Below are 23,583 nucleotides of genomic sequence, written 5' to 3'. Positions count from 1 at the left end.
GTGAACATAATGCCAGCCGATATTCGAAGCGTGTACCGGATCACGCTTGCCAGCGAAGTCGACCGCGATGGTTGGCGCGACCATGCGCGACGGCTGTTGCAGGCGGGTGTCGCGCCGGATCAGGTGACCTGGACAGTCGAAGGGCGGGGCAATAGCGGCGAACTGGATTTGTTGCCACCAGCCGCCTTGCCGGAGCAAAGCAGCGACCGGATCGCGTGCCCCGTCCGCATATCGAAGACTTTGCTCTCGCTGATCAACACAGCGCTGCTGCACAGCAACGAGGACCGTTTCGAACTCGCCTATCGCATCCTTTGGCGCGCGCAATCGGTTCCCGCTCTGCACCGCAATCCCGCCGACGCCGATGTGCTGAAGCTGAACCGCTACGCCAAAGCGATCCGGCGTGACATCCACAAGATGCATGCCTTCGTCCGCTTCCGCAAAATCGGCGCGTCAGAGGGTCGCGAGCAATTTGTCGCGTGGTTCGAGCCGGACCATCATATCACCGCAGCGGTCGCGCCCTTTTTCCGCAACCGTTTCACCGGCATGGACTGGCTGATCGTCACCCCCGGCGCCAGCATTGCCTGGGACGGGCGCAAGCTTTCGGTCGGTCCCGGCGGCTGCAAGGAGGATGTGCCGCAGGATGATGTGATCGAGGCCGAATGGCGGACCTACTACGCCAATATCTTCAACCCCGCCCGGGTCAAGATCAGCGCAATGAAGTCCGAAATGCCGATGAAATACTGGAAAAACCTGCCGGAAGCAGAGCTGATTCCTGCGTTGCTGGAGCAGGCGGGCACGCGGGTCAAGGCGATGGTGGCGGGCGCGCCCGACGATATGCTATTTGACCCGAGGATGGATGATCGCGCTGCAAATCTGCCAACCTCTCTGGAGCAGCTCTATGCGCTGCTGGAGCAGCAACCGGACGCGCCAAGAGAAAAATTCTCCGAACGATTGATCTGCGGCATTGGCCCGGATCATGCCGAGCTGTTGATCATCGGCGAGCAGCCCGGTGATCAGGAGGACCGGGAGGGAAGGCCGTTTGTCGGACCGGCAGGCCAGTTGCTCGACCGCGCGCTGGAGCAGGCCCGTATCGACAGGCAGCAGACATTCCTCACCAACGCCGTCAAACGCTTCAAATTTATCCGGCGCGGAAAACGGCGCATCCACGAAACGCCCAATGTTGGCGAGATCAATTATTACCGCTGGTGGGTCGAACAGGAGATACGGCTGGTCGATCCGAAGCTGGTCGTGGCGCTCGGGGCAACCGCCGCCCGCAGCCTGACTGGCAAGGCGGTTAAAATCGCCCGCCATCGTGGCGAAATCCTGACCGGTGCCGACGGCCGGCCCGTTCTGATCACCGTCCACCCCTCCTATCTGCTGCGCATCCCCGATGAGCAGGGGCGACAGGTCGAATATGCCAAGTTCGTCCGTGATCTGCAGGTGGCGAAAGAATTTGCGAACTGAATCAGGCCGGGCCTGTCGCGATACTCGCGGTTACGCCGCCAGACCGCGCTGCAGATCGAGGCCGCTGGGTTGCTGAAACGGACGCAGTCCGAATTCCGGCAGGATGGCCAGCAAATGATCGAAAATGTCCGACTGGATATCCTCATAGGCGTTCCAGTCGGTGGTGCTGGTGAAACAGTAAATCTCTATCGGAAGCCCCTGCGGTGACGGGTCGAGCTGGCGCACGAGCAATGTCATTCCGTCGGCAATTTGGCTGTTGGCGCGCAGATATTCGACGACATAGGCGCGGAACGTGCCGATATTGGTAACCCGGCGGGCGTTGACCTCGTCCCGTCCGGCTTTCTCGATCGGCGCATTCCATTTACTCAGCTCTGTCTGCTTGTGGCCAAGATAGTCGTCGAGCAGCTGGAAGCGGCGAAATCCGTCCTTTTCCCCGGGCGTAAGAAAGCGGATGCCGTTCTGGTCGATGAAGATCGACCGCTTGATCCGCCGTCCGCCAGCTTCGGACATGCCGCGCCAGTTCTTGAAACTCTCCGAAATCAGGCGATGGGTCGGGATGGTGGTGATCGTCTTGTCCCAGTTCTGCACCTTGACGGTATGCAGCGCGATATCGATGACATCGCCGTCGGCATTCAGCGCCGGCATCTCGATCCAGTCGCCGACGCGCAGCATATCGTTGGATGTGAGCTGCACCGATGCAACCAGCGACAGCAATGTGTCCTTGAACACCAGCAATATCACCGCCGCCATCGCGCCGAGGCCGGACAGCAGCAGCAGCGGTGACTGGTCCATCAGCGCTGCGATGATCAAAATCGCCGCGCCAACGTAGAGGATGATCTTGAGCAGCTGGATATAGCCCTTGATCGGCCGGGTCGCCGAACTCGGACGATGCTCGTATATGTCGTTGGCAAGGGTAAGCGCCTTGCTCAGTGCCATTGCGATGAACAGGATGATCGAGGCGGACACCACATTGCTGACCAGGGTGATAACCGGCGCCGGCAGATGGGGAACCGCACCGATACCATTGGAGATGATCAGCGCCGGTACGATATTGGCAAGCCGGGCCGCGACCGGTAGCGGCGTGAGGTCTTCATAGGGCATCCAGCGCGTGACGATGCGCAGCACGATATGCTTAATGATGAAATTGGCAATCCACGCAATCGCGAGCAATATTCCGACGCCGACAAGCGTTTCCGCCCATGGTGCAAGATTGGGCAGAAAGGGAATGCTGTTTATGACCGAAAGGCTGTGGCTCTGGAACTGCTGCATGGTGTCATGCCCGGGGGTGGCGGGCGCTGTCTCCGTCTTCAGGGGGGTATGGAAAGCGCGAATTATGGCCGCCGGCACCAGCGGTGTCAACGGAAGCAAATGCAAGCGTTTCTCCTTTCGACCTGCCTTGCGAAATGCTATTGTCGGATATCCATAACCCCCCGATGGTCAGGAGATTCATGACTTTCTTCGACACCGAACTGACCTTGCTTGTCCTCGGCGTGATATTGTTCACGACCGTGCTCGCGGGAACCTTGTCCAGCCGCTTCGGTTTTCCAGCGCTGATCGGTTTTCTCGGCCTCGGCATGCTGGCCGGTGTCGACGGTCCCGGCGGTTTCTATTTCGAGAATTTCGAACTGACCCAGGGCATCGGCATTGCCTGCCTGCTGTTCATCCTCTTTTCCGGTGGCATGGGCACCGCTTGGCGCGACGTCCGGCGTATGGCGGCCCCGGCCTTGCTGCTGGCCACCATCGGCGTCCTGATCAGCGCGGGGATCGTGGCGCTTTCGGCCATTTTCATATTGGGGTTCGGTCCGTTGCAGGGCGCCCTGCTCGGCGCGGTCATCGCCTCGACCGATGCGGCGGCGGTTTTTGCCGTGCTGCGCAGTTCCGGCCTCGATCTGCACGGCGATGTGCCGGCGCTGATCGAGACGGAATCCGGTTCCAACGATCCGATGGCGATCTTTCTGGTCGGCGCGGCGCTGTTCCTGATCGAAAGCCCATCCGCTTCGCCGCTCCAGCTAGCGCCTGATTTCGTCATCCAGATGGTGATGGGCGCGATTGTCGGCGTCGCCATCGGCTTCGGCATGCCCGAAGTGCTGAAGCGCGGCGGATATCAGCAAGGCGGCCTCGCCTTTGTCATTTCGATCGCCGCCGCCCTGATCGCTTTCGGTCTTGCCGAAGTGCTCGCCGGCAACGGCTTTCTCGCCAGCTATCTTGCCGGTATTGTCGCCGGCAACCGGACCTATGCCGCCAAGGCAACCGTCGCCGGCTTTCAGGACGGCATGGCCTGGCTGTCGCAGGTGGTGATGTTCTTCACCCTCGGCCTATTGGTCACGCCGTCCAATCTCGCGCCGGTCATCATACCGGGGCTTTCGATAACCTTCATCCTGATGTTTGTAGCGCGGCCGCTGAGCGTCTTCATCTGCCTCGCGCCCTTCCGCCAGTTCGACTGGCGGTCCAAGCTGTTCGTGTCCTGGGCAGGATTGCGCGGTGCGGTGCCGATTGTTCTTGCGACATTCCCTATGGTCGCCGGGGTGCCGGGGGCCTTCGCGATCTTCAACGTCGTCTTTTTCGTGGTGCTGTTGTCCAGCATCATCCAGGGGCCGACGATCAAATGGGCCGCCGACCGGCTCGGAGTCTGAAGCCGGTCATCGCTATCTTGGTAATGGTCGAACCAGTCTAGAAACCAAAGCCAAGCGAGAATCCGATTGCGGTCTCGGCCAGATGGATATTCGCCTCGCCGCCGCCAAAGGGGGCGGGGATCGATCCGGAGCCGCTCACCGTCTGGCGCGGCGCGCGCATCGCATAGCCGGTGATCTCGAATGTCTCCGAAATCTTGTACGTCGCTCCGACGGTGTAGTGATCGCGGACCACGCCCGGTGCCAATATATTGAGCAGGGTCTCCGACTGCGGGACCGGGTTGGCAGAGCGCCCGTAACCGGCGCGCAGGGTCAGCTTGTCGCTGGCCTGATAGACAGCGCCGAATTTCCAGACGTCGATATCGTCCCAGCCGAAGCCGGGGCCGTCGTCGGCACCGAAGGGGACGCCCTGAAGCAGGGAGGCGATCGGGTTTCCGACCGAATTGACGTCCGAATATTCGATATGCTTGAAATCCGCCCCCAGGGTCAGACGTGGCGTTGCGTCGACCGAAACGCCCACGCCCCAGGAGGCGGGCATGTCGAAACCGCCCTGTTCGGCGAACAGTCCGGCATAGCGGTCAAACTTGCTGGTCCAGACTTTCGACTGGTAGAAAGCGCCGACGCGGAAGTCGTCACCAAAGCTGCCGAGATAGCCGACGCGGAAACCCGCGCCAAAAGCCCAGTCCTCGCCACGGTTGGTGAAATTCGCCGGATCCTGCGAATTGGCCGCGAACGGCTGGATGCCCTCGACCTCAAAGCTCTGCACCACGAAATGCGGCGACAGGCCAAGGCTCTGTCCCTCGGCAATCTCCACCGCAATGGTCGGCGCAATCGAAATCTGGCGCAGGTTCACGCCCGCCGGACCGGTGGCTCCGAAACTGGCGAAGGGATTGGTCTCGTAAGCGGTGTTCATGCCGCCGTTGCCGTTGACCGCAATGCCGACCGAAACCGTGTCCGACAGCGGCCGGACATAGGCGAATTCGGGCAGGATGAAGGGATTGGCATCATTGCCAGAATAGACCCCGTCGAGCCCCGCCTGGTTGCCGATAATCTCGGAGCCGCGGTCGGGGATGAAGACTTCGAAACCGACATCCAGCCGGTGCTCGATGGCGGTCGCCGAAGCCGGGTTGGTGGCAATGGCGAACGCGTCTTGCGGCATCGCAATCGCCACGCCGCCAGCGCCTTTGGACTTGGCGCCGACACCGTTGAGAAAATAGCCGTCCGTCGCCTGGGCCGTACCCGGCATGCAAAGCGCCGCGCCAGCGAGCAGGAGGCTGGCCAACGAACGGATCGGGCGATTGGCGGCAGGGGTAAGGAAGCGGGACATGACGATACGACTTTCTGTTGGTGCGCCGGCGCAACGGGAGAGGGTGTTCGCCGGAGCGCGTCCCTAGCGATCCCCACTGGCGCCCAGCAAGGCAGGAAAGATTGCGGGCGGCGTAGCTGAGCTTGGCGTGGTGGGGGCTTGTTTCCAATGGGTCGGTGCGGGCAACCGTTTCAAAGGTCATACGCGACGGCCGGTTGGTTTCCTACAAAGGCTGCAATTCTGCGGCCAGGGGGGCAAAGGTCGCAGAAAAGAAAAGAGGGTGTCTGCGTAAAGTCCACGCCATGACGCAAAATTGCCGGGCTCGCACGAAGACACTAAGCCACAAAGCGCAATCTCTTGGCGCCCTTGTGCGTGCGTGCGAGTCCCATGACCATGCCCCCGGCAAACGGACACGCGAAAACCGTTTCTTGGCCCGAAGTTTGACGAACTTTGGTACGCAAGCTCGTCGAAAAAAACTAGTTTCCCGCCTCCCGCGCAACCTCGCGCCAGCCGATGTCGCGGCGGCAGAAGCCGCTCTCGAAATCGATCTGGTCAACCGCTGCATAAGCCTTGGCCTGCGCTTCGGTGGCGCTATCGCCTAGCGCGGTGACGTTGAGCACCCGCCCGCCATTGGCGACCAGAGTGCCGTCGACCTCCGCTGTGCCGGCATGGAATATCTTGGCGTCCTTACGCTCGGCTCTGGCGAGATTCTGGATCTTGCCACCTTTTTCCGGTGTCGCAGGATAGCCCTTGGCCGCCATCACCACGGTCAGCGCGGTTTCCGGCGCGAACACCGGCGCGCTGGTCTGGGCGAGGTCGCCCTTGGCCGTCGCCATCATCAGCTTGGCGAGATCGCTTTCCAGCCGCATCATCAGCACCTGGCATTCCGGATCGCCAAAGCGGGCGTTATATTCGATCAGCTGCGGGCCGGTCCCGGTCAGCATCAGCCCGGCGAACAGCACGCCACTATAGGGCGTGCCCTCGGCGGCCAATGTGTCGACGGTCGGCTGGATGATCTGTTCCATCACCTGCTGTTGCAGGGCGGGGGTGAAGACAGGGGCGGGGCTATAGGCGCCCATGCCGCCGGTGTTCGGGCCCGTATCGCCTTCGCCGACGCGCTTGTGGTCCTGCGCGCTGCCGAAGGGGACGACATTCTCGCCATCGGTGATCGCGAAGAAGCTGGTTTCCTCGCCGGTCAGAAATTCCTCGATCACCACTTCGGCGCCGGCGTCGCCAAAGCTGCCGTCGAACATGTCGGTGATCGCGGCCTCAGCCTGCTCGCGGGTCTCGGCAATGATCACGCCCTTGCCGGCGGCCAGCCCATCGGCCTTGATCACGACGGGGATGGAAAAGCCGTCGAGCGCCTTGAGCGCATCAGCCGCGCAGGTGGCGCGGACATAGCCGGCGGTGGGAATATTGGCGCGGGCGCACAGGTCCTTGGTAAAGCCTTTCGAGCCTTCCAGCTGGGCCGCTGCCTTGTCCGGACCGAAGACGAAAATATCGGCGGTGCGCAGGCTTTCGGCGAGGCCGTCGACCAGCGGCGCTTCCGGGCCGACGACGACCAGATCGATGTCATGCTCGCCGCAGAACAGGATGACTTCGCCATGGTCGCTGATGTCGAGCGCGACCAGATCGGCGTGCTGCGCGATGCCGGGATTCCCTGGTGTCGCGTAAAATTTCCCGAGCATGGGGGATTGCGCCAGCTTCCAGGCCAAGGCATGTTCGCGGCCACCCGAACCGATCAACAGGATATTCATGGACGATTCCCTCTCATTAGACGCGAAGCTCCTAGCCGAGAGCGGGCAGGGTGACAACGCCCCGCCTTTGTCGGTTTCGGAAATTTCCGGAGCGCTCAAGCGAGTGGTCGAGGATCGCTTCGGCTATGTCCGGATCCGCGGCGAAATCTCGGGCTTCAAACGCGCCGCGTCCGGCCATGTCTATCTCGCGCTGAAGGACGACAAGGCGGTGATCGACGGGGTGATGTGGAAGGGCAATGCCGGACGGCTGGCGTTCCGGCCGGAGGATGGCATCGAGGTCGTTGTCTCTGGCAAGCTGACCACCTATCCGGGCCGCTCCAAATATCAGGTCGTGATCGACAAGATGGAGCTGGCGGGCGAGGGCGCACTGATGGCCCTGTTCGAAAAGCTCAAGGCCAAGCTGCTCGCCGAGGGCCTGTTCGACCAGGACCGCAAGAAAGCGATACCGTTCCTGCCGAAGACCATCGGCGTGGTCACATCGCCGACCGGTTCTGTGATCCGTGACATCTTGCACCGGCTCGCCGACCGCTGCCCCAGCCATGTCATCGTCTGGCCGGTGCTGGTCCAGGGCGAGGGCGCGGCGAAACAGATATCTCACGCCATTCGCGGCTTTTCGGATATGGCGCCGGATGGTCCGGTCGCCCGGCCCGATCTGGTGATCGTCGCGCGCGGCGGCGGCTCGATCGAGGACCTGTGGAGCTTCAACGAGGAAATCGTGGTCCGGGCCGTCGCGGATTGTACGATTCCGATCATCTCCGCCGTGGGTCACGAGACCGACACGACGCTCTGCGATTTTGCCGCCGACCTGCGCGCGCCAACGCCGACGGCAGCGGCAGAAATGGCGGTGCCGGTTCGCGCGGAATGGCTGGCCACGCTTGCAGAGGGCAAGGCGCGGATGGCGCGCAGCGTGCAGCGCAGCCTGAGCACCGCCCAGGAACGGCTCGAGGCGCAGCGTCGCTTGATGCCGGCGCTGACCGATCTGCTCCGTCCGCACCAGCAGCGGGTCGACGAGACGTCCGAGCGGATGAAATATAGCATGAGCCAGAATATCGCTCATGCCCGCAGCCGCTTTGCCAGCAGTGCCGGGGCCTTGCGACCGTCTATATTGAAGCAGCGGCTGGCCCGTTCGCAGGAGCAGTATAAGCGGCTCGATCTGCCGGTCAGCCTCGTGCAACGCCCGCTCGATGACGCGAAGCAACGGCTGGACGCGCTCTGGCGGCTGGCCCAGCAGGTCTCGCCCGACGGTCCGCTAAAGCGGGGCTATGCCCGGGTGTCCGGCCCGGACGGCAGTCTGATCGCCAATCGCGCCGCCGCGATAAAGGCGGGCAACCTTGATCTGCATTTCCAGGATGGAGTCGTTGGCGCGATCGTCACCGACAAGGCGCCGGCAAAACCAAAGCCTGCCTCCTCTTCGCCGAGCCGAGTCAAAAAACCGGCGGATGACAGGCAGCAGGATTTATTCTAGAGGAATTTACGTTAGGATCGGCCCGTTGTGGCCATCAACACTGTAAATCGCAGGTAAAGGATAAAGGGAGTATAAGCGTCCTATGTTAATGTCCAATCGCAACAAGGTAGCCAAGCTGCATTACATGCCGAACGGCTTCCGGCCGCTGTCGTCAGGCGACCATGTCCTGTGCGCGGTGACCGGCGAAGCGATTCCGCTCGAGGAACTGCGCTACTGGAGTGTGGAAAAGCAGCAGCCTTATGCGACTGCCCAGATTTCGGCGCACGCCCATTTGCCGGACAGTGAAAAGTGACCGGACGGTTTAAAGCTACCCTGTGCCTTTTTACAACCGCGGCGGTAGCTGTGCCCGCGGCCATGGTTTATGCCGGGACCGCCGAAAGCGCGGAATCGACCGCCGGCGAACAGTCGGCTTTTCGCGATGCGATACAGTTCGGGTTCAGCGGCGAAGCGATTCAGGGCGGCGTCATGATCGGCGATGCACCCGCCGGGACCCGGAGCCTGTCGTTTGACGGCGAACCCGTTTCGTTTGACGAGGATGGCAAGTTCATCATCGCCTTCAACCGCGATGCCGGGCAGGCGGCCAACGTCATTGCGACTCTCGACAATGGCCAGACGGTCCGCAAATTCATCAACATTGCTCCGCGCAAATGGAAGATCGAGCATGTCAGCATCAACCGCCGCGCCACCACCCGGAGCGCCGCCTTCATGGCGCGTCGCGGACCTGAACTGGCGCAGATCAATGCGGCTCGTTCAGTCAAGAGCGACAGCAAGGGCTGGCGCCAGACCTTCATCTGGCCGGCAAAGGGCCGCATCTCTGGCCAGTTCGGATCGCAGCGCATCTATAACGGCGATCCAGGCAGCTATCATAGCGGCATCGATATAGCCGCCCCGACCGGCACCTATTATGTCGCGCCCGCCGATGGTGTGGTGACGCTAGCGGCATCCAGCCCGTTCACGTTGGAAGGCAATCTGCTGATGATCGATCATGGCATGGGGCTCAACAGCGCCTTTCTACACAGTTCCGAGATACTTGTGGAAGAAGGGCAGGAAGTGAAGCGCGGCGAACCGATCGGTCGGATCGGCTCCACTGGCAGCGCCACCGGCCCGCATCTGCACTGGTCGATGAAATGGAACAAGGCCCGGATCGACCCGATCCTGCTGACCGGACCGATGGACTGATTGTTGTCGGCTTATTGATGCAGCCGGCCGCAGATCATTCTACCCGCTTGACCCTGATCGAGCGCTGTCCGTTGATACTCGCGAGATAGCTGCCGATTGCACCGGTCTTGATCAATATCGAATCGCCGCTGCGGGGTTCGGAATTCAGCCGGATCGTATCGGTCTGTTGCCAGCGCCCGCCTTCTTCCAATGTCAGCATCCATTTGCCGTAGCCGAATTGCCGAGCGGACGTGATGGTCGTTTCGAGCTGTTCGATGCGCTCTTCCTTGTCCTTCTCATCCGATCCTCCGCCAAACAGCCGGATTTTGGGCAGTGAGAATCCGAAAAGGCCGCGGCGTACTTCCTTGATCTGCTCTCGATCGGCGACAACCACTTGCCGGCTTTCCTGTGCTGCTGCGAGTGTCGATACCTTCGCGTCATAGCATGCCAGGCGGGCCGTTGTATCGGTAACCTTCTGACAATCAATAACGTCCTGAAAAATTGCCGGCGGCGGAGTGTTCCCATCATCATCCTTCGCCATTGCCGATGCCGGCAGAGCCGTGAGCAGGACCGCATTAAAGGCCAATGCTGCTTTGACAGTGAAATCGTTCATGATGATCTTCGTCCTCTTCTGTTGAGCTGCAATATCAGCGATCTACGTCTTATATCGGTCATAAACTAAACTTCGGGCCGAAAATCCACAACCGAAATAATCGCTTGAAAGCGGGAATCCTGACGCGATTCAAACTGTGGCAAAATAGTTACATTGTCTACAAAATCCGCTCGGGGAGCTGAACAGAAGCTTTACAGCACCAGCATCGATGTTGCATCGCAACGCCAATTCGGCGGAATAATCATTGCGTTTGGGGCGCATAGATTGCCGCCGGTCAACAACCGGGGCAGGCCATGGTGGCTTGCTTCTCCAGAATAAGGGACTGGAATATAATGACAAAATTTACAAAGCTAAAGGCGACCGTAGCACCGATGGTGCTGGGAATCGCTATGGTATCTGTACCTGCCTTTGCGCAGGAAGAAGGTGCTGCTGATGAACAACCAGGCGAATTGATTGTTGTTACCGGTTCGCGCATCGCGTCGGCAACGGTCGAGTCTGCTGCTCCGCTGCAGGTCGTATCGGCTGAATCAATCGACGATGCTGGTGTTACCAACGTTCAGGAACTTCTCCTTGAAAATCCCGTTTTCGGTACACCTGGCCTCAGCCGTACCAACTCCGCATTCCTGACCTCAGGTACCGGTGTTGCAACGGTCGATCTTCGTGACCTCGGTTCCGACCGTACGCTGGTTCTGATCAACGGCCGTCGTGTTGTTGCATCGGTTGCTGGTTCGGCAACCGTCGATCTTAACGTCATCCCGACTCAGTTTGTTGAGCGTGTTGACATCCTGACCGGTGGCGCTTCCTCGCTTTATGGTTCGGACGCTGTCGCAGGTGTTGTCAACTTCGTGTACAAGTCGAACTTCGAAGGCATTGAAGCCAACGCTCAGTACGGCATCACCGAGCGGGGCGATGACGCACGTTACCAGATGAACGTAACCGCCGGCACGAACTTCGCCGATGGCGACGGCAACCTCATGGTCCATTTCGGCTATTCGAACGAAGAAGGCCTGTTGTCCAAGCAGCGTTCGAACACACAGATCGATGCTCTCGATTCGATCTACTTCGGTGGTGATTATGGCACCGATACCGAGCCGTTCTTCTCCAGCTTCCCGCCACAGGGTCGCTTCATTACTCCGAGCGCAACCTTCACCTACGCTCCAAACGGCCAGTTGCAGGATTGCTTCACCACCAATGGTGACACCTGTACCGCAACCGTCGGACCAGGCCTTGGCCCCAACGGGTTCAACCGCCAGCAGTTCCGTACGCTCGCCGTTCCTGTCCAGCGTTATCTCTTCGCTGCAGCCGGTGAATATGCGCTTAGCGATGATATCAACTTCTTCTTCGAAGGCACGTTCAACAAGACGTCTTCGTCGCGCATCATTGAACCGTTCCCGCTGGAATCCGGTGGTTCCAACGGCATTTTCCCAACCGATGGCGGATATAATGTCGAAAACTATCTGCCAGGCACCACGACCATCGTAGCCAACCCGTTCGTTCCAACCGAAATTCTGAATGCGGCGACGGATAGCAATGGCGACGGTCTGCGCGACATCGGCTTTGTTCGTCGTCTTGCAGAATTCGGTCCACGCTCGGGTCGCACAGAACGCGATTTCTATCGCTTCGTAGTCGGCTTCGACGGCGGCCTGTTTGATGACCGTTTCCGCTGGGACGTAAGCTACAACTACGGCCAGGTTAACGAAAACCAGACCTCTTCGGGTCAGGTCAATGTAGTTAACTTCCGTGACGCGCTTGCCGTCATGACGGATGTCAACGATCTGAATGGCAACGGTTTGACGACCGATGCGATTTGTATCGATGCGGAAGCTCGTGCAAACGGTTGTGTCGCTGCCAACATCTTTGGTGCGGGCTCCATTTCGCAGGGCGCGGTTGATTACATCCAGGCACAGGGCACGTATCAGACTGGCCTGAAACAGCAGGTTCTTCAGGGTAACCTTTCCGGTACGCTGCTTGACCTGCCAGCTGGTCCTCTTGGAATTGCTGTCGGCGTTGAATATCGGAAGGAATCTTCTTTCTCGGATAACGATGCTCTGACAAACCAAGGCCTGAATGCCGGTAACGTTTTGCCGGATACCAGCGGCTCGTTCGACGTCAAAGAAGCCTTTGCTGAAATCAAGGTTCCAATCTTGGCTGATACACCAGGCTTCCAGCTTCTCGAAGTTGGCGGTGCTATCCGTGTTTCCGACTACTCGACGGTTGGTTCTGTTGTGAGCTACAACGGTACGGCTACATGGCAGCCAATTGATGATCTCCGGATCCGTGGTACCTATGCTCGTGCTGTTCGCGCTCCGAACATTGGCGAATTGTTTGCGGGTCTTTCGCAGACGTTCCCATCGGGTCTGATCGATCCTTGCGAAGGCATTGGTGCAACTGGCGGCGGTGCAACCGGCGACAATTGCCGGGCTGATGCTGGCGTTGCAGCCAACATTGCCGCAAATGGTGTGTTCACACTCAACCAGGCCGATATTCAGGGTATCTCGGGCTTCAACGGCGGCAACCCCGACCTGTTCGAAGAAACTGCAGACTCCTGGACTGTTGGTGCGGTCATTGCACCTCGTTCGATCCCTGCACTGGGTAACCTGACGATCACTGCCGACTACTACAACATCGAAATCACCGACGTGATTTCGGGCTTCCCACGGCAGTTCTCGCTTCAGCAGTGCTATGATGAAGGTAACTCCACCTTCTGTGATCTGATCGTTCGTCGTCAGGCAGGCACGGCCGTTAACAGCGTGGGTTCGATCGATCTGATCAACGCCCTGCAGGTTAACGCTGCTGTTCTGAAAACCTCGGGTGTCGACGTTACCGCGTCCTGGAGCACGCCGCTTGGTTTGACAGCAGGCGATCGTCTCTCGCTTCGCGGTGCCTATACGCACGTGATCAAGAACGATTTCTTCTCGTTGCCAACTGCAGATGCCGATCCATCGGCTGGTGAAATCGGTACGGCCAAAGATCGCTTCACCGCGAACGCGACCTACTCGACCGATGACTTCAAAGTCGGATTTACCGGTACTTTCATCGGCAAGTCTTACGAAGATGACCAGTTCGACGGACCCAAGGCTTACTCGGTACCAGCATACTTCCTGCTGGACATGAACACCTCGTTCTATGTCACCGAGAAGTTCGAGTTCTACTTCGGTGTAGATAACCTGCTCGACAAATCTGCGCCTAACATCTTGACCGGTACGCCGTTCAACGTGACCGGTTCCGATACCGCTGCTGACGTTTATGACGTCTTCGGTCGGCGTTATTACACCGGTGTTCGTCTGCGCTTCTAATCGCAACCGATCCAATCGGATAAAAAGAAGGCGGGCTTTCGAGCCCGCCTTTTTTATTGTCTTGGCAAGATTTCCCGTTCCTTGACCCCGTTCAGGGATCCATCGCCCAGCCCGTGATCGCATAGCGGCCGACCGGAGCAAAAGGAGCGACATAGGAGACCGAGTGGCGCTGCGGCACCAGAAACAGATTCAGACTGTTGAATATTGGCCTGAACCCGGCGTCGACATTGCCGTTTCCGTCAAAAAAATTCAAATAACCGCCCCATTCCGACTTCCAGTCCGGGATAGTCAGGTTGAGGACATAGGCGACGCGCCGGGGATCTCTGCTGTGCAGGTCGTCATGTTCGGTCAGAAAATGACCCGGTCCGAAACAGGTGGCCTGGGCTTCCGCCTTGATCACGGATTGCACGCCGCTGACTTGCCGGATGAGATTGAGAAACGGCTGATCATTGAGATGCTCCAGCAAGCGGTTCAGCGGATGGGCCGGATCCCATTGCTCGAGATAGGCTGTAAGCATGGCGTATTGCTTGTAAACGAAGCCATATTCGCCACGACCGACGGCTTCGCCTGCCTTGTGGCTTATCGACTGTCTTTCAATGTCTGAGAGCGCTTGTGTTTCGGTGAACCGCAAGGCGCGTGGCCCCTCCGCACCGATTTGCCAAGCCAGCCCCCAGTTTGTCCGGCTCTCAAGGACCGAACGGAAAAACTCGGCGGTTCTGATGTCCAGCGCATCGCGGATCTGGATGCGGCCCTGTGTTTTGAACTGGTCAGCCAATGCCGACAGATCCAGAGCCGGGTTTAGCTGAAACGGTACATTCTGGTCAGGGTTCATAATCTGTTTCGGCCTCTATTCTTGTGAAGAAAGCAACGGTGCGGGCAGATCGAGCGAGAGATTCTGGCTGTCAGCAACAGCGGCAGCCCATTGCACGACCATATCGATTTCTTCTCCGTTCGAATCCTGAACGTTTGAATGCTGGTCCAGACGTGCCGTGGTATCGAATTTTGAGAAATCTTTGGAATGTTGAGTAAAAGCCGGCCCAGCTACAATCCTGTCTATCTGCTTCTCGCCAAGATTGAGCGTAAAAAAGGAGGAGATACGTGCGACAGTGGCCTGCTTGTTGCGCAAAAAAGTATCGCTATCGAGGCTTTTGATCCGGTCTCCCCCAAATTGATCGATCATTCTGGCAAATCGTGCATGTTCGGAGAGCCATGCCACGGCGGCGACCTGAATATCGGTCAGACGGAGCAAGTCGGCCGAGGTAAAGCCGCCAATAAGGTCACCGTCATCCATGATGCCGATCATATTTTCCCGCGCCCAGATTCTCCCCCACATATTTTTCGCCGCCAGCGACCGCAAAAAGGACTTCAGCGGAGCATGTAGAAACAGCGCTTTCGAATCCGGTCGCAATTTCAGGATCGACGGTGCCAGGCTATTGACGACATTGGATGGTTTGATGATGATTTTCTCGCCGCTGGAGAATGGGCGTGCCAGAAGATCAACCGATTGCTGCAGAATCTGAGTGAGTCTGGCCGGTGCCGCGCCGCGCCGTTTCATGCCCACCAGATCGTTGAGGACAATCGGTTCCTTCAGTCCCATGGAAACACCATCGATATCGAGGGCGCGTGCCATCATCGTCGAGCAGGCAAAAGCGGAATGAAAGACGAAGTCTACGGGCGCCAGAGTTTCCGGTTCAAGATTAATGTCTTTGGCTTCGATCATTATCCGGCGCGATTGCGCGGGAATATATTCGTCGGTCAGGAACGTGCAGCGCCGATGCTGATCGCGGTCTAATGCAACGAACTGAAAAGCATCGCTGGTCTCATCGTAACGGTGGGCGAGAAACTCGGCGTTTCTGGTCATTTCTGTGTTTGAAGTCATAATGGCCCATAATGGGGGGAACAGGGGGATCGCACAATAGGCAGGAGCATCCGGAAGCGGTTCACGGTCTATCCGAGGACGTCAACAAGCACTCTCTGCCAGTTCCCGCCCATGATCTTCGATATTTCCGGCGGGCTGAAGCCTTCGGCCAGCAAGGCATCACGGATCGTCATCATGCGAGACAGATTATTCAGTTCCGGGATCACAACATGTTCCGGATCGACTTCATAGCCGGGGATACCGAGCTTTCGCATGGCTTGCCACCAGCCGAGATATTCCTTGACCCCCTGCTGATTGTCATTGTTCAACTTGCGCAGGTTTTCCTGCCCAGCCATCGGGAAATCATTGGAAATGCCGACTGCGTCAATCCCTCCGACATTGATCGCATGCCGGATATGGGCGACCAGGTGTTCGATCCTCGGCTTGCTGTCGTTCGTCAGCCAGAAGCTCATCATGAAGATACCGATGACACCGCCCTTGTCGGCAATGGCACGTATTCCTTCATCGGTGATACAGCGAGGATGATCGACAATTGCCCGGCATGCACCGTGGGAATAGACGACAGGCGACCGGCTTGCCTCCGCGGCCTCCAATATCGTGGGAATCGATCCGTGGGAAACGTCGGGCAGCAGACCCACCCGGTTCATTTCGGCGATGCCGGCGCGCCCCAGTTCAGTCAGACCGCTTTGTTCCCTCTCGATCGCGCCACCGGCAAATTTATTGTCATTATGATGAGTCAGCTGGAGGACCCGCAGCCCCTTGTCGTGGAAATATGCGATCCGGCTGAGGTCTTCGCCAATAGTTTCGCAGGACTGGAATTGCAGAAAGGCTGCACATCCCGGTCTGGACCCGATATCGCTTCCCCGGTCGGCAACGAAGACCTGATCACTGGCTTCTATCCGGCCGATAGCGGCGTCCAGAGCTGCGTCGTTCACGCCAAAATTACGCTGGTACCGCGGTGTCCCGTCGCTATCGCGGACTTCTTCGACTTCCGAGACATCGCAGATCATCGCAGTCAGGCCAGCCTGGCGGATTTCATCCAGATTGTCGGGAAGAAAACTCAAGCCATCAATCACCGGTGCTTGCCGAACGACACCGGTCAGGCTTCTCGCTGCGGCAGTCACATTACTGCTGCCAGCCAAAGCGCAGAGTGTGGAGGCTTGGACAAAGGACCGCCGGGACATGGATCGCAGGTTTTTCATATCCGCAATATGGATGCCCGGCGGCTAATTGTCATGCAGTTTCCATCTTCAGCGCACCGTCGCCTTCGTCGATCTTGACCGTCGATCCATCCGGAACCTGACCGCGCAGGATCATATCGGCGAGCGGATCCTGAAGATATTTCTGGATCGCCCGTTTCAGCGGCCGTGCGCCGTAAACCGGATCATAGCCGACCCGTCCCAGCCAACGCCTTGCTGCATCGGTAAGGTCGAGTTCGATTTTCCGGTCCTTGAGCAGTTTTTGCACCCGTGAAACCTGGATATCGACGATCGGTGCCATATGTTCTTCGGACAGCCTGTGGAACAGGATGATCTCGTCCAGACGGTTGAGAAATTCCGGACGGAAATGCGCGCGGACGACCTCCATCACCTGTGGTTCGACATCCTTGACGGTCTCGCCATCCTTCATGTTCGCCATATATTGGCTGCCCAGATTGGAAGTCAGGATGATCAGCGTGTTGGAGAAATCCACCACGCGGCCCTGACCGTCGGTCAGACGCCCGTCGTCGAGAACCTGCAGCAGCACGTTGAACACGTCGCCATGGGCCTTTTCGACCTCGTCAAACAGGATCACCTGATAGGGACGCCGGCGCACCGCTTCGGTCAGCACGCCGCCTTCGTCATAGCCGACATAGCCCGGAGGGGCACCGATCAGCCGTGATACGCTGTGCTTCTCCATGAATTCGGACATGTCGATTCGGACCATTGCCTGGTCATCATCGAACAGGAAGCCGGCGAGCGCCTTGGTCAGTTCGGTCTTGCCGACCCCGGTCGGGCCGAGGAACAGGAAACTGCCCAGCGGACGGTTAGGGTCCTGCAGTCCGGCACGACTGCGGCGAACAGCTGCGGAGACAGCCTCAACCGCATCCTTTTGGCCGATCACGCGCTTGCCGATAATGTCTTCCATCGCCAGCAGCTTCTCGCGTTCGCCCTCGAGCATTTTGTCGACCGGAATACCGGTCCATTTGGAAACGACCGCGGCAATGTCCTCGGATGTCACTTCCTCGCGCAGCATCGCCCCTTCGGTATCTCCTGCCGCCTCCTCGAGCGCCTTTACCAGATTGGGTATCGTTCCGTAGCTCAGCTCGCCGGCCTTGGCGAGATCGCCAGCCCGTTCGGCCTGCTCCAGTTCGAGCCGGGCATGGTCAAGTTTCTCCTTGAGCTCGGCTTCGGCATTAATCTTGTCTTTCTCACCCTGCCAACGCGTGGTCAGCTCGGTGCTTTGCTGCTGAAGTTCCGCCAGTTCCTTCTCGAGCGTTTCCAGACGGCCCTTGGACGCATCGTCGCTTTCCTTGGACAGTGCCTCGCGCTCGATTTTGAGCTGGATGATCCGGCGGTCGAGCGTTTCGATCTCTTCCGGCTTGGATTCGACTTCCATGCGGATGCGCGACGCCGCCTCGTCCATCAGGTCGATCGCCTTGTCGGGCAGGAAACGGTCGGGAATATAGCGGTTGGAAAGCGCTGCTGCGCTGACGATCGCGCCGTCGGTGATCCGCACGCCATGGTGCAGCTCATATTTCTCCTTCAGCCCACGCAGGATCGAAACCGTGTCTTCCACGGTTGGTTCGCCGATGAACACCGGCTGGAAGCGACGCTGCAGCGCGGCGTCCTTTTCGACATATTTCTGATATTCGTTGAGGGTGGTTGCGCCAATACAATGCAATTCGCCGCGGGCCAGTGCCGGCTTGAGCAGGTTGGAAGCGTCCATTGACCCTTCCGACGCGCCAGCGCCCACCAGAGTGTGCATCTCGTCGATGAACAGGATGATTTCGCCTTCGGCGCCGCGCACTTCGTCGAGCACGCTTTTCAGCCGCTCTTCAAACTCACCGCGATATTTCGCGCCGGCGATCAGCGACCCCATGTCGAGCGCCATCAGACGCCGGTCCTTCAGGCTGTCCGGCACATCGCCATTGGCTATACGCAGTGCCATGCCCTCGGCGATAGCGGTCTTGCCGACGCCGGGCTCACCGATAAGGACTGGGTTGTTCTTGGTCCGGCGCGCCAATATCTGGATCGTGCGGCGGATTTCCTCGTCGCGACCGATGACCGGATCGAGCTTGCCGTCGCGCGCCGCCTGAGTCAGGTCGCGGGTGTATTTTTCCATCGCTTCATAGGCGTCCTCGGCGGAAGCCGTATCGGCCGAGCGGCCGCCGCGCAGTTCGTTGATAGCCGTGTTCAGCGCTTCGGCGGTCACACCGGACGCCTGCAGGGCCTTGCCCGCCGCCGTGTCTTTTGACAGGAGTAGCGCAAGCAGCAGCCGTTCCACCGTGATATAGCTGTCTCCCGCCTTCTCGGCGATCTGTTCTGCCTGATCGAGCACCCGGACGGCATCATTGTTGAGGCCCGGCGTCTGCTGCGCTCCGCTGCCCGAGACTGCAGGAATTTTAGCGAGGGCGGCATCAATTTCCTGATGGGCTTTCCTGGCATCGCCGCCCGCTTTGATAATCAGCCCTGCGGCCATGCCCTGATCGTCTTCGAGCAATGCCTTCGCCAGATGCGCGGCGGTGATCTGCTGGTGGCTCATCCGGATTGCGACGGTCTGGGCAGATTGCAAAAAGCCCTTGGCGCGGTCGGTGAATTTCTCAAGGTTCATCGGTTCATCCTGTTTCGTCTCGGTGTCTTGTGACAAATATGGTGTTGCAGTCGTGCAACACAACCATATTCAAAACTTTTTCCTTGAAACTTATATGGTAAGCGCTTTCGAGTGTAAAAGAGCACATAGTTTATGGTGCTGGCGGAGAGGATAAAATACGTGAAAACACTTAAGCGTCTGGGGATCGGGCTGCTCGCGATCATTGTGCTGGTGGCTATTGGCCTTGCTGTCTGGGAACCGATGGGTGTGGAGCAACCCGCGCCGCCGCCGGAAGGCACCTATGAAGCCCGTATTGTCCGCGATGAATTTGGTGTGCCGCATATTTTCGGCAAGACCGATGCCGATGTCGCCTATGGCGTGGCCTATGCCCATAGCGAAGATGATTTCTCGACGCTGCAGGAAGTAACGGCGATGACGCGGGGCCGGATGGCGACGCTCAACGGATCCGAAAGCGCGCCGATCGACTATATCGCGGCGCTCCTCGACGTGCGCGGGACGGTGAACCGCAAATATGATCAATTGCCGACCGATGTCCGCGCGGTGCTGGACGGCTACGCATCCGGACTAAACGCTTATGCCGCGGAGCACCCCGAAGAGGTGAAGCTGGCGAAACTATTCCCCGTCAACGGACAGGATATTGCCGCCGGTTTCGTGCTGCGGTCGCCCTTTTTCTTTGGCCTCAACAATCCGATTGAAGCGCTGGTCCAGAACAAGCCGCTGCCGCGCGAAGGCGGTCCGCGCCTCTCCGACGAGCCGGTCAAGACCTCGATCCATCCGCTCAGCCCCGACAAGCTGATCGAGGAGGACTCCGCAACACCGGTCGGCCCCGACCCGGATGAAAATGGCTCCAACGCTTATGCGCTTGCGCCGGAACTCTCGCCCGAAGGGAAGACCCGCCTGATTTCCAATTCGCACCAGCCCCTGCGCGGCAATGTCGCCTGGTACGAACTGGTCGTGCACAGCGAGGAAGGCTGGGACTTTGCCGGCGCAAATTTCCCCGGCTCGCCGTTTCCGTTTCTCGGGCACAACAAATATCTCGGCTGGACCAATACCGTCAACCGGCCCGATCTAGTCGATATTTACAAGCTCACTCTGAACGACAAGAAAGATGCCTATCGCTTTGATGGTGAATGGAAAGCGCTGGAGAAAAAGCGCGTCTGGCTGAAGATCAAGTTCGGGCCGTTCGTCATTCCGTATCCGCAGGTCGCCTATCGTTCGATCCACGGGCCGGTGATCATCAACGACAACGGCGCCTATGCGCTGCGCTATGCCGGTATCGACGAGCTCGACATGCTGACTCAATATTACCGGATCAACAAGGCGCGCAATTTCGACGAATGGCAGGCGGCGATGGCGGGGCAGGGCGTCCCGGCGACCAATTTCATCTATGCCGATGCCGAGGGCAATATCGGGATGTACTATAACGCAATGTTCCCTGACCGGCCCGAAGGCTATGACTGGCGTGGGATATTGCCGGGAGACAGTTCAAAGGCCCTGTGGCAAAAAACCCTGCCCTTCACCCGCGTACCCGCTTTGGTCAATCCGGCATCGGGCTACGTCATGAACGCCAACAATACGCCCTATATCGCGGCGGGGCCAGGGGACGAGCTCAAACCCGACAATTTCTCGCCGCTGCTCGGCGTCGAGAATGACCAGACCAACCGGTCGCGCCGGTCAATTGCCTTGCTGGAGCGCGCCAATGCCGACGGCAAGATCACCGATTCTGAATTGTGGGCGATCAAATATGACACCGGCTACGAGAAAGCGGGCTATGCGAAGGACTGGCTCGACCGGATTGCCGCGCTCGATCTGAAAGACAGTGCCAAGCTGCTCGAGGCGCAGCAATTGCTGGTCCAGTGGGACTGGAATCTCGATGGCAAGGGTCCGGCAGACGCGCTCGCGCTGATGGTGCTGCGCCCCGCCAACAAGTCGCATTATAACCGCGGCAAGATGCCCGATCCGCGCGAAATATTGCAGGAAACCGTCGGCCATCTGACAACCTATTTCGACAGGATCGATCCGCCGATGATGGATGTACTACGTATGCGCCAGGGCGATGTCGATCTGCCGGTTGATGGCGGCAATGACACGATCCGCGCGTCGACCCTCTGGGATGTCGAAGGGGACGGGCGCCTGTCCGTGCGCCATGGCGACAGCTTCATCATGTTCATGGAATGGACGAAGGACGGCAAGGTCCACTCCCGCTCGATCCAGCCCTTCGGCGCCGCAACCACACGCCCGGACTCGCCGCATTATACTGACCAGATGCAGATGTTTGTCGACAAGAAGCTCAAGCCAGTGCGGTTTGATCCCGCAGAGCTGGAGAAGCACAAGACGAGTGACAAGGTGGTGCGGGGGACCTGACAGACCGGCACGCCTAGCCCGCAGGGCTCCGCGTCAAGCGCGGAGCACATGGAAAGAACTGTGCTCCGCACTTGATGCGGAGCTCTGGAGGCAAGCGAAATGGCAATTTCATGACCAAAGCCGGCCACGTCTATCTCATGGCCAACAGGCGGCGCGGAAAAACCTATCTCGGCGTCACCAGCAATCTGGTGCAGCGCGCCTATCAGCATCGCAACAAGCTGATCGAGGGATATTCAAAGGAACATGATTGTTCCTTGCTGGTCTGGTTTGAAACGCATGATGATATTCAGGACGCAAGGGCGCGTGAATGGAAACTCAAGAAATGGCGCCGGGAATGGAAAATAGCGCTGATTGAGGAGGGTAACCCCGAATGGCGCGATCTCTACCACGATATCATCTAGCCCGCAGGGCTCCGCGTCAAGCGCGGAGCACATTATTGCAGGCGCTCGCTGGAACAGATGCTGTGCTCCGCACATGATGCGGAGCCTTGGAGGCAAGCACTTCCTCAGGATAACCGAGTCCTATTCCCTGCCTCGCGTGGCAGGTCTATGCGGTGCAAAGACCTCGCGGCGGAGACATTCAACCGACCCCGGCCAGTTGCATCGGCTTGCCAACAGGAGGTGAAACCTCTGTCGTTTGAACCAGAACATCCGGCGAAACAGGAGGCGAGCGTCAAGCGGGTGCGATCGACTGGCAAAGCGGCAGGACATTATCCCGTCGACGATGGTCATGACCTTCGGGCTCACCTGATATGACAGTGTCTTAAAGCGCCGGGATATGACAGGTTCGCTCAAAATCAGATCGCGAGCACAGGAGAATCGCCACCATGCGCACTGTAAAGGCATTTGCAGCCCCTCAGGCCGGAAACCAGCTGGAACCGTTCGAATATCAACTGGGGCCTTTGGGCTCCCACGATATCGATATCAGGGTCGAGCATTGCGGTCTCTGCCATACCGACCTCAGCTTGCGCAACAACGCCTGGGGCATCACCGAATTTCCCTTTGTCGGCGGGCATGAAGCCACCGGCACCGTGATCGAGACGGGCGCTGAAGTGACACATGTCAAGACAGGCGACCGCGTCGGGCTGGGCGGCCATTCGCATTATTGCATGACCTGTTCACAATGCCTGAACGGCGATCACAATCTCTGCGAGACCGTGCAGTCTACAGTGTCACCCGGCCGTCACGGGGCATTTGCGGACATCGTCCGGGCGTCGGGCGTCAGCGTGATAAAATTGCCGGACGGACTGGATTCCCGGGATGCAGGGCCATTGTTCTGCGCAGGCATCACCGTGTTTAATCCCTTTGTAAAATTTGACATCAAGCCAACCGACCGCATCGCTGTGCTGGGTATTGGCGGCCTGGGGCATCTGGCATTACAATTCGGCAAGGCTTGGGGCTGCCATGTCACGGCGCTGACGTCCAGTGCCTCCAAAAATGACGAAGCCATGGCTTTCGGTGCCCATGATGTAATCAATTCCCGCGACCCCGAAGCGATAGCCGCGGCAGCAGGCAGCTTCGACGTGATTTTGAGCACGGTCGATGTGGCACTGGACTGGAATGCCATTATTGCCATGCTGAAGCCAAAAGGCCGATTGCACTTTCTCGGCGTTCAGGCTGTGCCTGCCGAGTTGCAGCTGATGCCTCTGATGTTTTCCCAATTGTCGCTTTCTTCCTCCCTCGTCGGGAGCCCTCGGACACTTGCCGACATGCTTGAGTTTTGCGCGCGCCATAATATCAAAGCTGTTACCGAGCATTTCCCCTTCGAGAAGATCAACGAGGCGCTGGCGCATCTGGAGAGCGGGGAGGCGCGCTATCGTATCGTGCTGGACAATTGAC

17 protein-coding genes are annotated in these 23,583 nt (G+C 58.9%); 9 read left to right on the top strand and 8 right to left on the bottom strand.

The genetic code is table 11. The annotated features are described in order from the left end of the window. The first annotated feature begins 9 nt into the window (after nucleotides 1–9). Nucleotides 10–1,464 (top strand): UdgX family uracil-DNA binding protein, encoded by a 1,455-nt coding sequence (locus tag BOSE62_RS08240; RefSeq protein ID WP_236554164.1) that lies wholly within the window; start codon nucleotides 10–12, stop codon nucleotides 1,462–1,464. Nucleotides 1,465–1,494: 30 nt separating this feature from the next. On the opposite strand, the gene BOSE62_RS08235 is transcribed toward BOSE62_RS08240, so the two are convergent. Continuing rightward, on the bottom strand, nucleotides 1,495–2,838 hold the full coding sequence (locus BOSE62_RS08235) for a mechanosensitive ion channel family protein (RefSeq protein WP_236553930.1): 1,344 nt from the start codon (nucleotides 2,836–2,838) through the stop codon (nucleotides 1,495–1,497). Between the two features lie 74 nt (nucleotides 2,839–2,912). On the opposite strand from BOSE62_RS08235, the gene BOSE62_RS08230 reads away from it, so the two are divergent. Beyond that, nucleotides 2,913–4,097, top strand: coding sequence for a potassium/proton antiporter (locus tag BOSE62_RS08230; protein ID WP_159644092.1), 1,185 nt, complete (start codon nucleotides 2,913–2,915; stop codon nucleotides 4,095–4,097). A 37-nt stretch (nucleotides 4,098–4,134) separates the two neighbouring features. On the opposite strand, the gene BOSE62_RS08225 is transcribed toward BOSE62_RS08230, so the two are convergent. Together BOSE62_RS08225 and purD are read right to left on the bottom strand one after the other, a co-directional pair. After that, nucleotides 4,135–5,421 (bottom strand): OmpP1/FadL family transporter, encoded by a 1,287-nt coding sequence (locus BOSE62_RS08225; RefSeq protein WP_236553927.1) that lies wholly within the window; start codon nucleotides 5,419–5,421, stop codon nucleotides 4,135–4,137. Nucleotides 5,422–5,876: 455 nt separating this feature from the next. Next, complete coding sequence (gene purD / locus BOSE62_RS08220) at nucleotides 5,877–7,157, bottom strand: phosphoribosylamine--glycine ligase (protein ID WP_159644088.1); 1,281 nt, start codon at nucleotides 7,155–7,157, stop codon at nucleotides 5,877–5,879. Here purD and xseA point away from each other — a divergent pair. The 3 genes from xseA (at nucleotide 7,156) to BOSE62_RS08205 (ending at nucleotide 9,801) form a co-directional block, all read left to right on the top strand. Next, complete coding sequence (xseA, locus tag BOSE62_RS08215) at nucleotides 7,156–8,622, top strand: exodeoxyribonuclease VII large subunit (RefSeq protein WP_159644086.1); 1,467 nt, start codon at nucleotides 7,156–7,158, stop codon at nucleotides 8,620–8,622. The two genes, purD and xseA, sit on opposite strands and share 2 nt — an antisense overlap. Nucleotides 8,623–8,704: 82 nt before the next feature. Next, entirely contained in the window at nucleotides 8,705–8,914 is a 210-nt protein-coding gene (locus BOSE62_RS08210) for a DUF2093 domain-containing protein (RefSeq protein ID WP_159644081.1), read from the top strand. Continuing rightward, nucleotides 8,911–9,801 (top strand): M23 family metallopeptidase, encoded by an 891-nt coding sequence (locus tag BOSE62_RS08205; RefSeq protein WP_236553926.1) that lies wholly within the window; start codon nucleotides 8,911–8,913, stop codon nucleotides 9,799–9,801. Before BOSE62_RS08210 ends, BOSE62_RS08205 begins: the two co-directional genes overlap by 4 nt. Nucleotides 9,802–9,835: 34 nt before the next feature. Here BOSE62_RS08205 and BOSE62_RS08200 read toward each other — a convergent pair whose 3' ends face one another. Continuing rightward, on the bottom strand, nucleotides 9,836–10,393 hold the full coding sequence (locus BOSE62_RS08200) for a hypothetical protein (RefSeq protein ID WP_159644078.1): 558 nt from the start codon (nucleotides 10,391–10,393) through the stop codon (nucleotides 9,836–9,838). 332 nt (nucleotides 10,394–10,725) lie between these two features. Between BOSE62_RS08200 and BOSE62_RS08195 the strand changes: the two genes are divergently transcribed. Next, a complete protein-coding gene (locus tag BOSE62_RS08195; RefSeq protein ID WP_159644076.1) occupies nucleotides 10,726–13,689 on the top strand; it encodes a TonB-dependent receptor domain-containing protein in 2,964 nt (987 codons plus the stop codon). Between the two features lie 91 nt (nucleotides 13,690–13,780). On the opposite strand, the gene BOSE62_RS08190 is transcribed toward BOSE62_RS08195, so the two are convergent. The 4 genes from BOSE62_RS08190 to clpB all read right to left on the bottom strand — a co-directional run bounded on the left by BOSE62_RS08190 (nucleotide 13,781) and on the right by clpB (nucleotide 19,381). Further along, nucleotides 13,781–14,521: a 2OG-Fe(II) oxygenase gene (locus tag BOSE62_RS08190; RefSeq protein WP_159644074.1), complete on the bottom strand. Its 741-nt coding sequence runs from the start codon at nucleotides 14,519–14,521 to the stop codon at nucleotides 13,781–13,783. 15 nt (nucleotides 14,522–14,536) lie between these two features. Next, a complete protein-coding gene (locus tag BOSE62_RS08185; RefSeq protein ID WP_236553924.1) occupies nucleotides 14,537–15,550 on the bottom strand; it encodes a hypothetical protein in 1,014 nt (337 codons plus the stop codon). Nucleotides 15,551–15,636: 86 nt separating this feature from the next. Beyond that, entirely contained in the window at nucleotides 15,637–16,692 is a 1,056-nt protein-coding gene (locus BOSE62_RS08180; protein ID WP_159644068.1) for a membrane dipeptidase, read from the bottom strand. A gap of 109 nt (nucleotides 16,693–16,801) precedes the next feature. Next, nucleotides 16,802–19,381, bottom strand: a complete 2,580-nt coding sequence (clpB, locus tag BOSE62_RS08175) for an ATP-dependent chaperone ClpB (RefSeq protein ID WP_159644066.1) — start codon at nucleotides 19,379–19,381, stop codon at nucleotides 16,802–16,804. A gap of 159 nt (nucleotides 19,382–19,540) precedes the next feature. On the opposite strand from clpB, the gene BOSE62_RS08170 reads away from it, so the two are divergent. The 3 genes from BOSE62_RS08170 (at nucleotide 19,541) to BOSE62_RS08160 (ending at nucleotide 23,582) form a co-directional block, all read left to right on the top strand. Then, complete coding sequence (locus tag BOSE62_RS08170; RefSeq protein ID WP_236553922.1) at nucleotides 19,541–21,745, top strand: penicillin acylase family protein; 2,205 nt, start codon at nucleotides 19,541–19,543, stop codon at nucleotides 21,743–21,745. Nucleotides 21,746–21,855: 110 nt separating this feature from the next. Further along, nucleotides 21,856–22,146: a GIY-YIG nuclease family protein gene (locus tag BOSE62_RS08165; protein ID WP_159644064.1), complete on the top strand. Its 291-nt coding sequence runs from the start codon at nucleotides 21,856–21,858 to the stop codon at nucleotides 22,144–22,146. A gap of 425 nt (nucleotides 22,147–22,571) precedes the next feature. Further along, complete coding sequence (locus BOSE62_RS08160; protein ID WP_159644060.1) at nucleotides 22,572–23,582, top strand: NAD(P)-dependent alcohol dehydrogenase; 1,011 nt, start codon at nucleotides 22,572–22,574, stop codon at nucleotides 23,580–23,582. Nucleotide 23,583 lies beyond the last annotated feature (1 nt).

This window comes from Sphingorhabdus sp. 109 (genome assembly GCF_902506555.1).
Classification (GTDB): Bacteria; Pseudomonadota; Alphaproteobacteria; order Sphingomonadales; family Sphingomonadaceae; genus Parasphingorhabdus.
The sequence above is the reverse complement of the archived record's forward strand: the minus strand, read 5'-3'. Positions and strand labels throughout refer to the sequence as shown.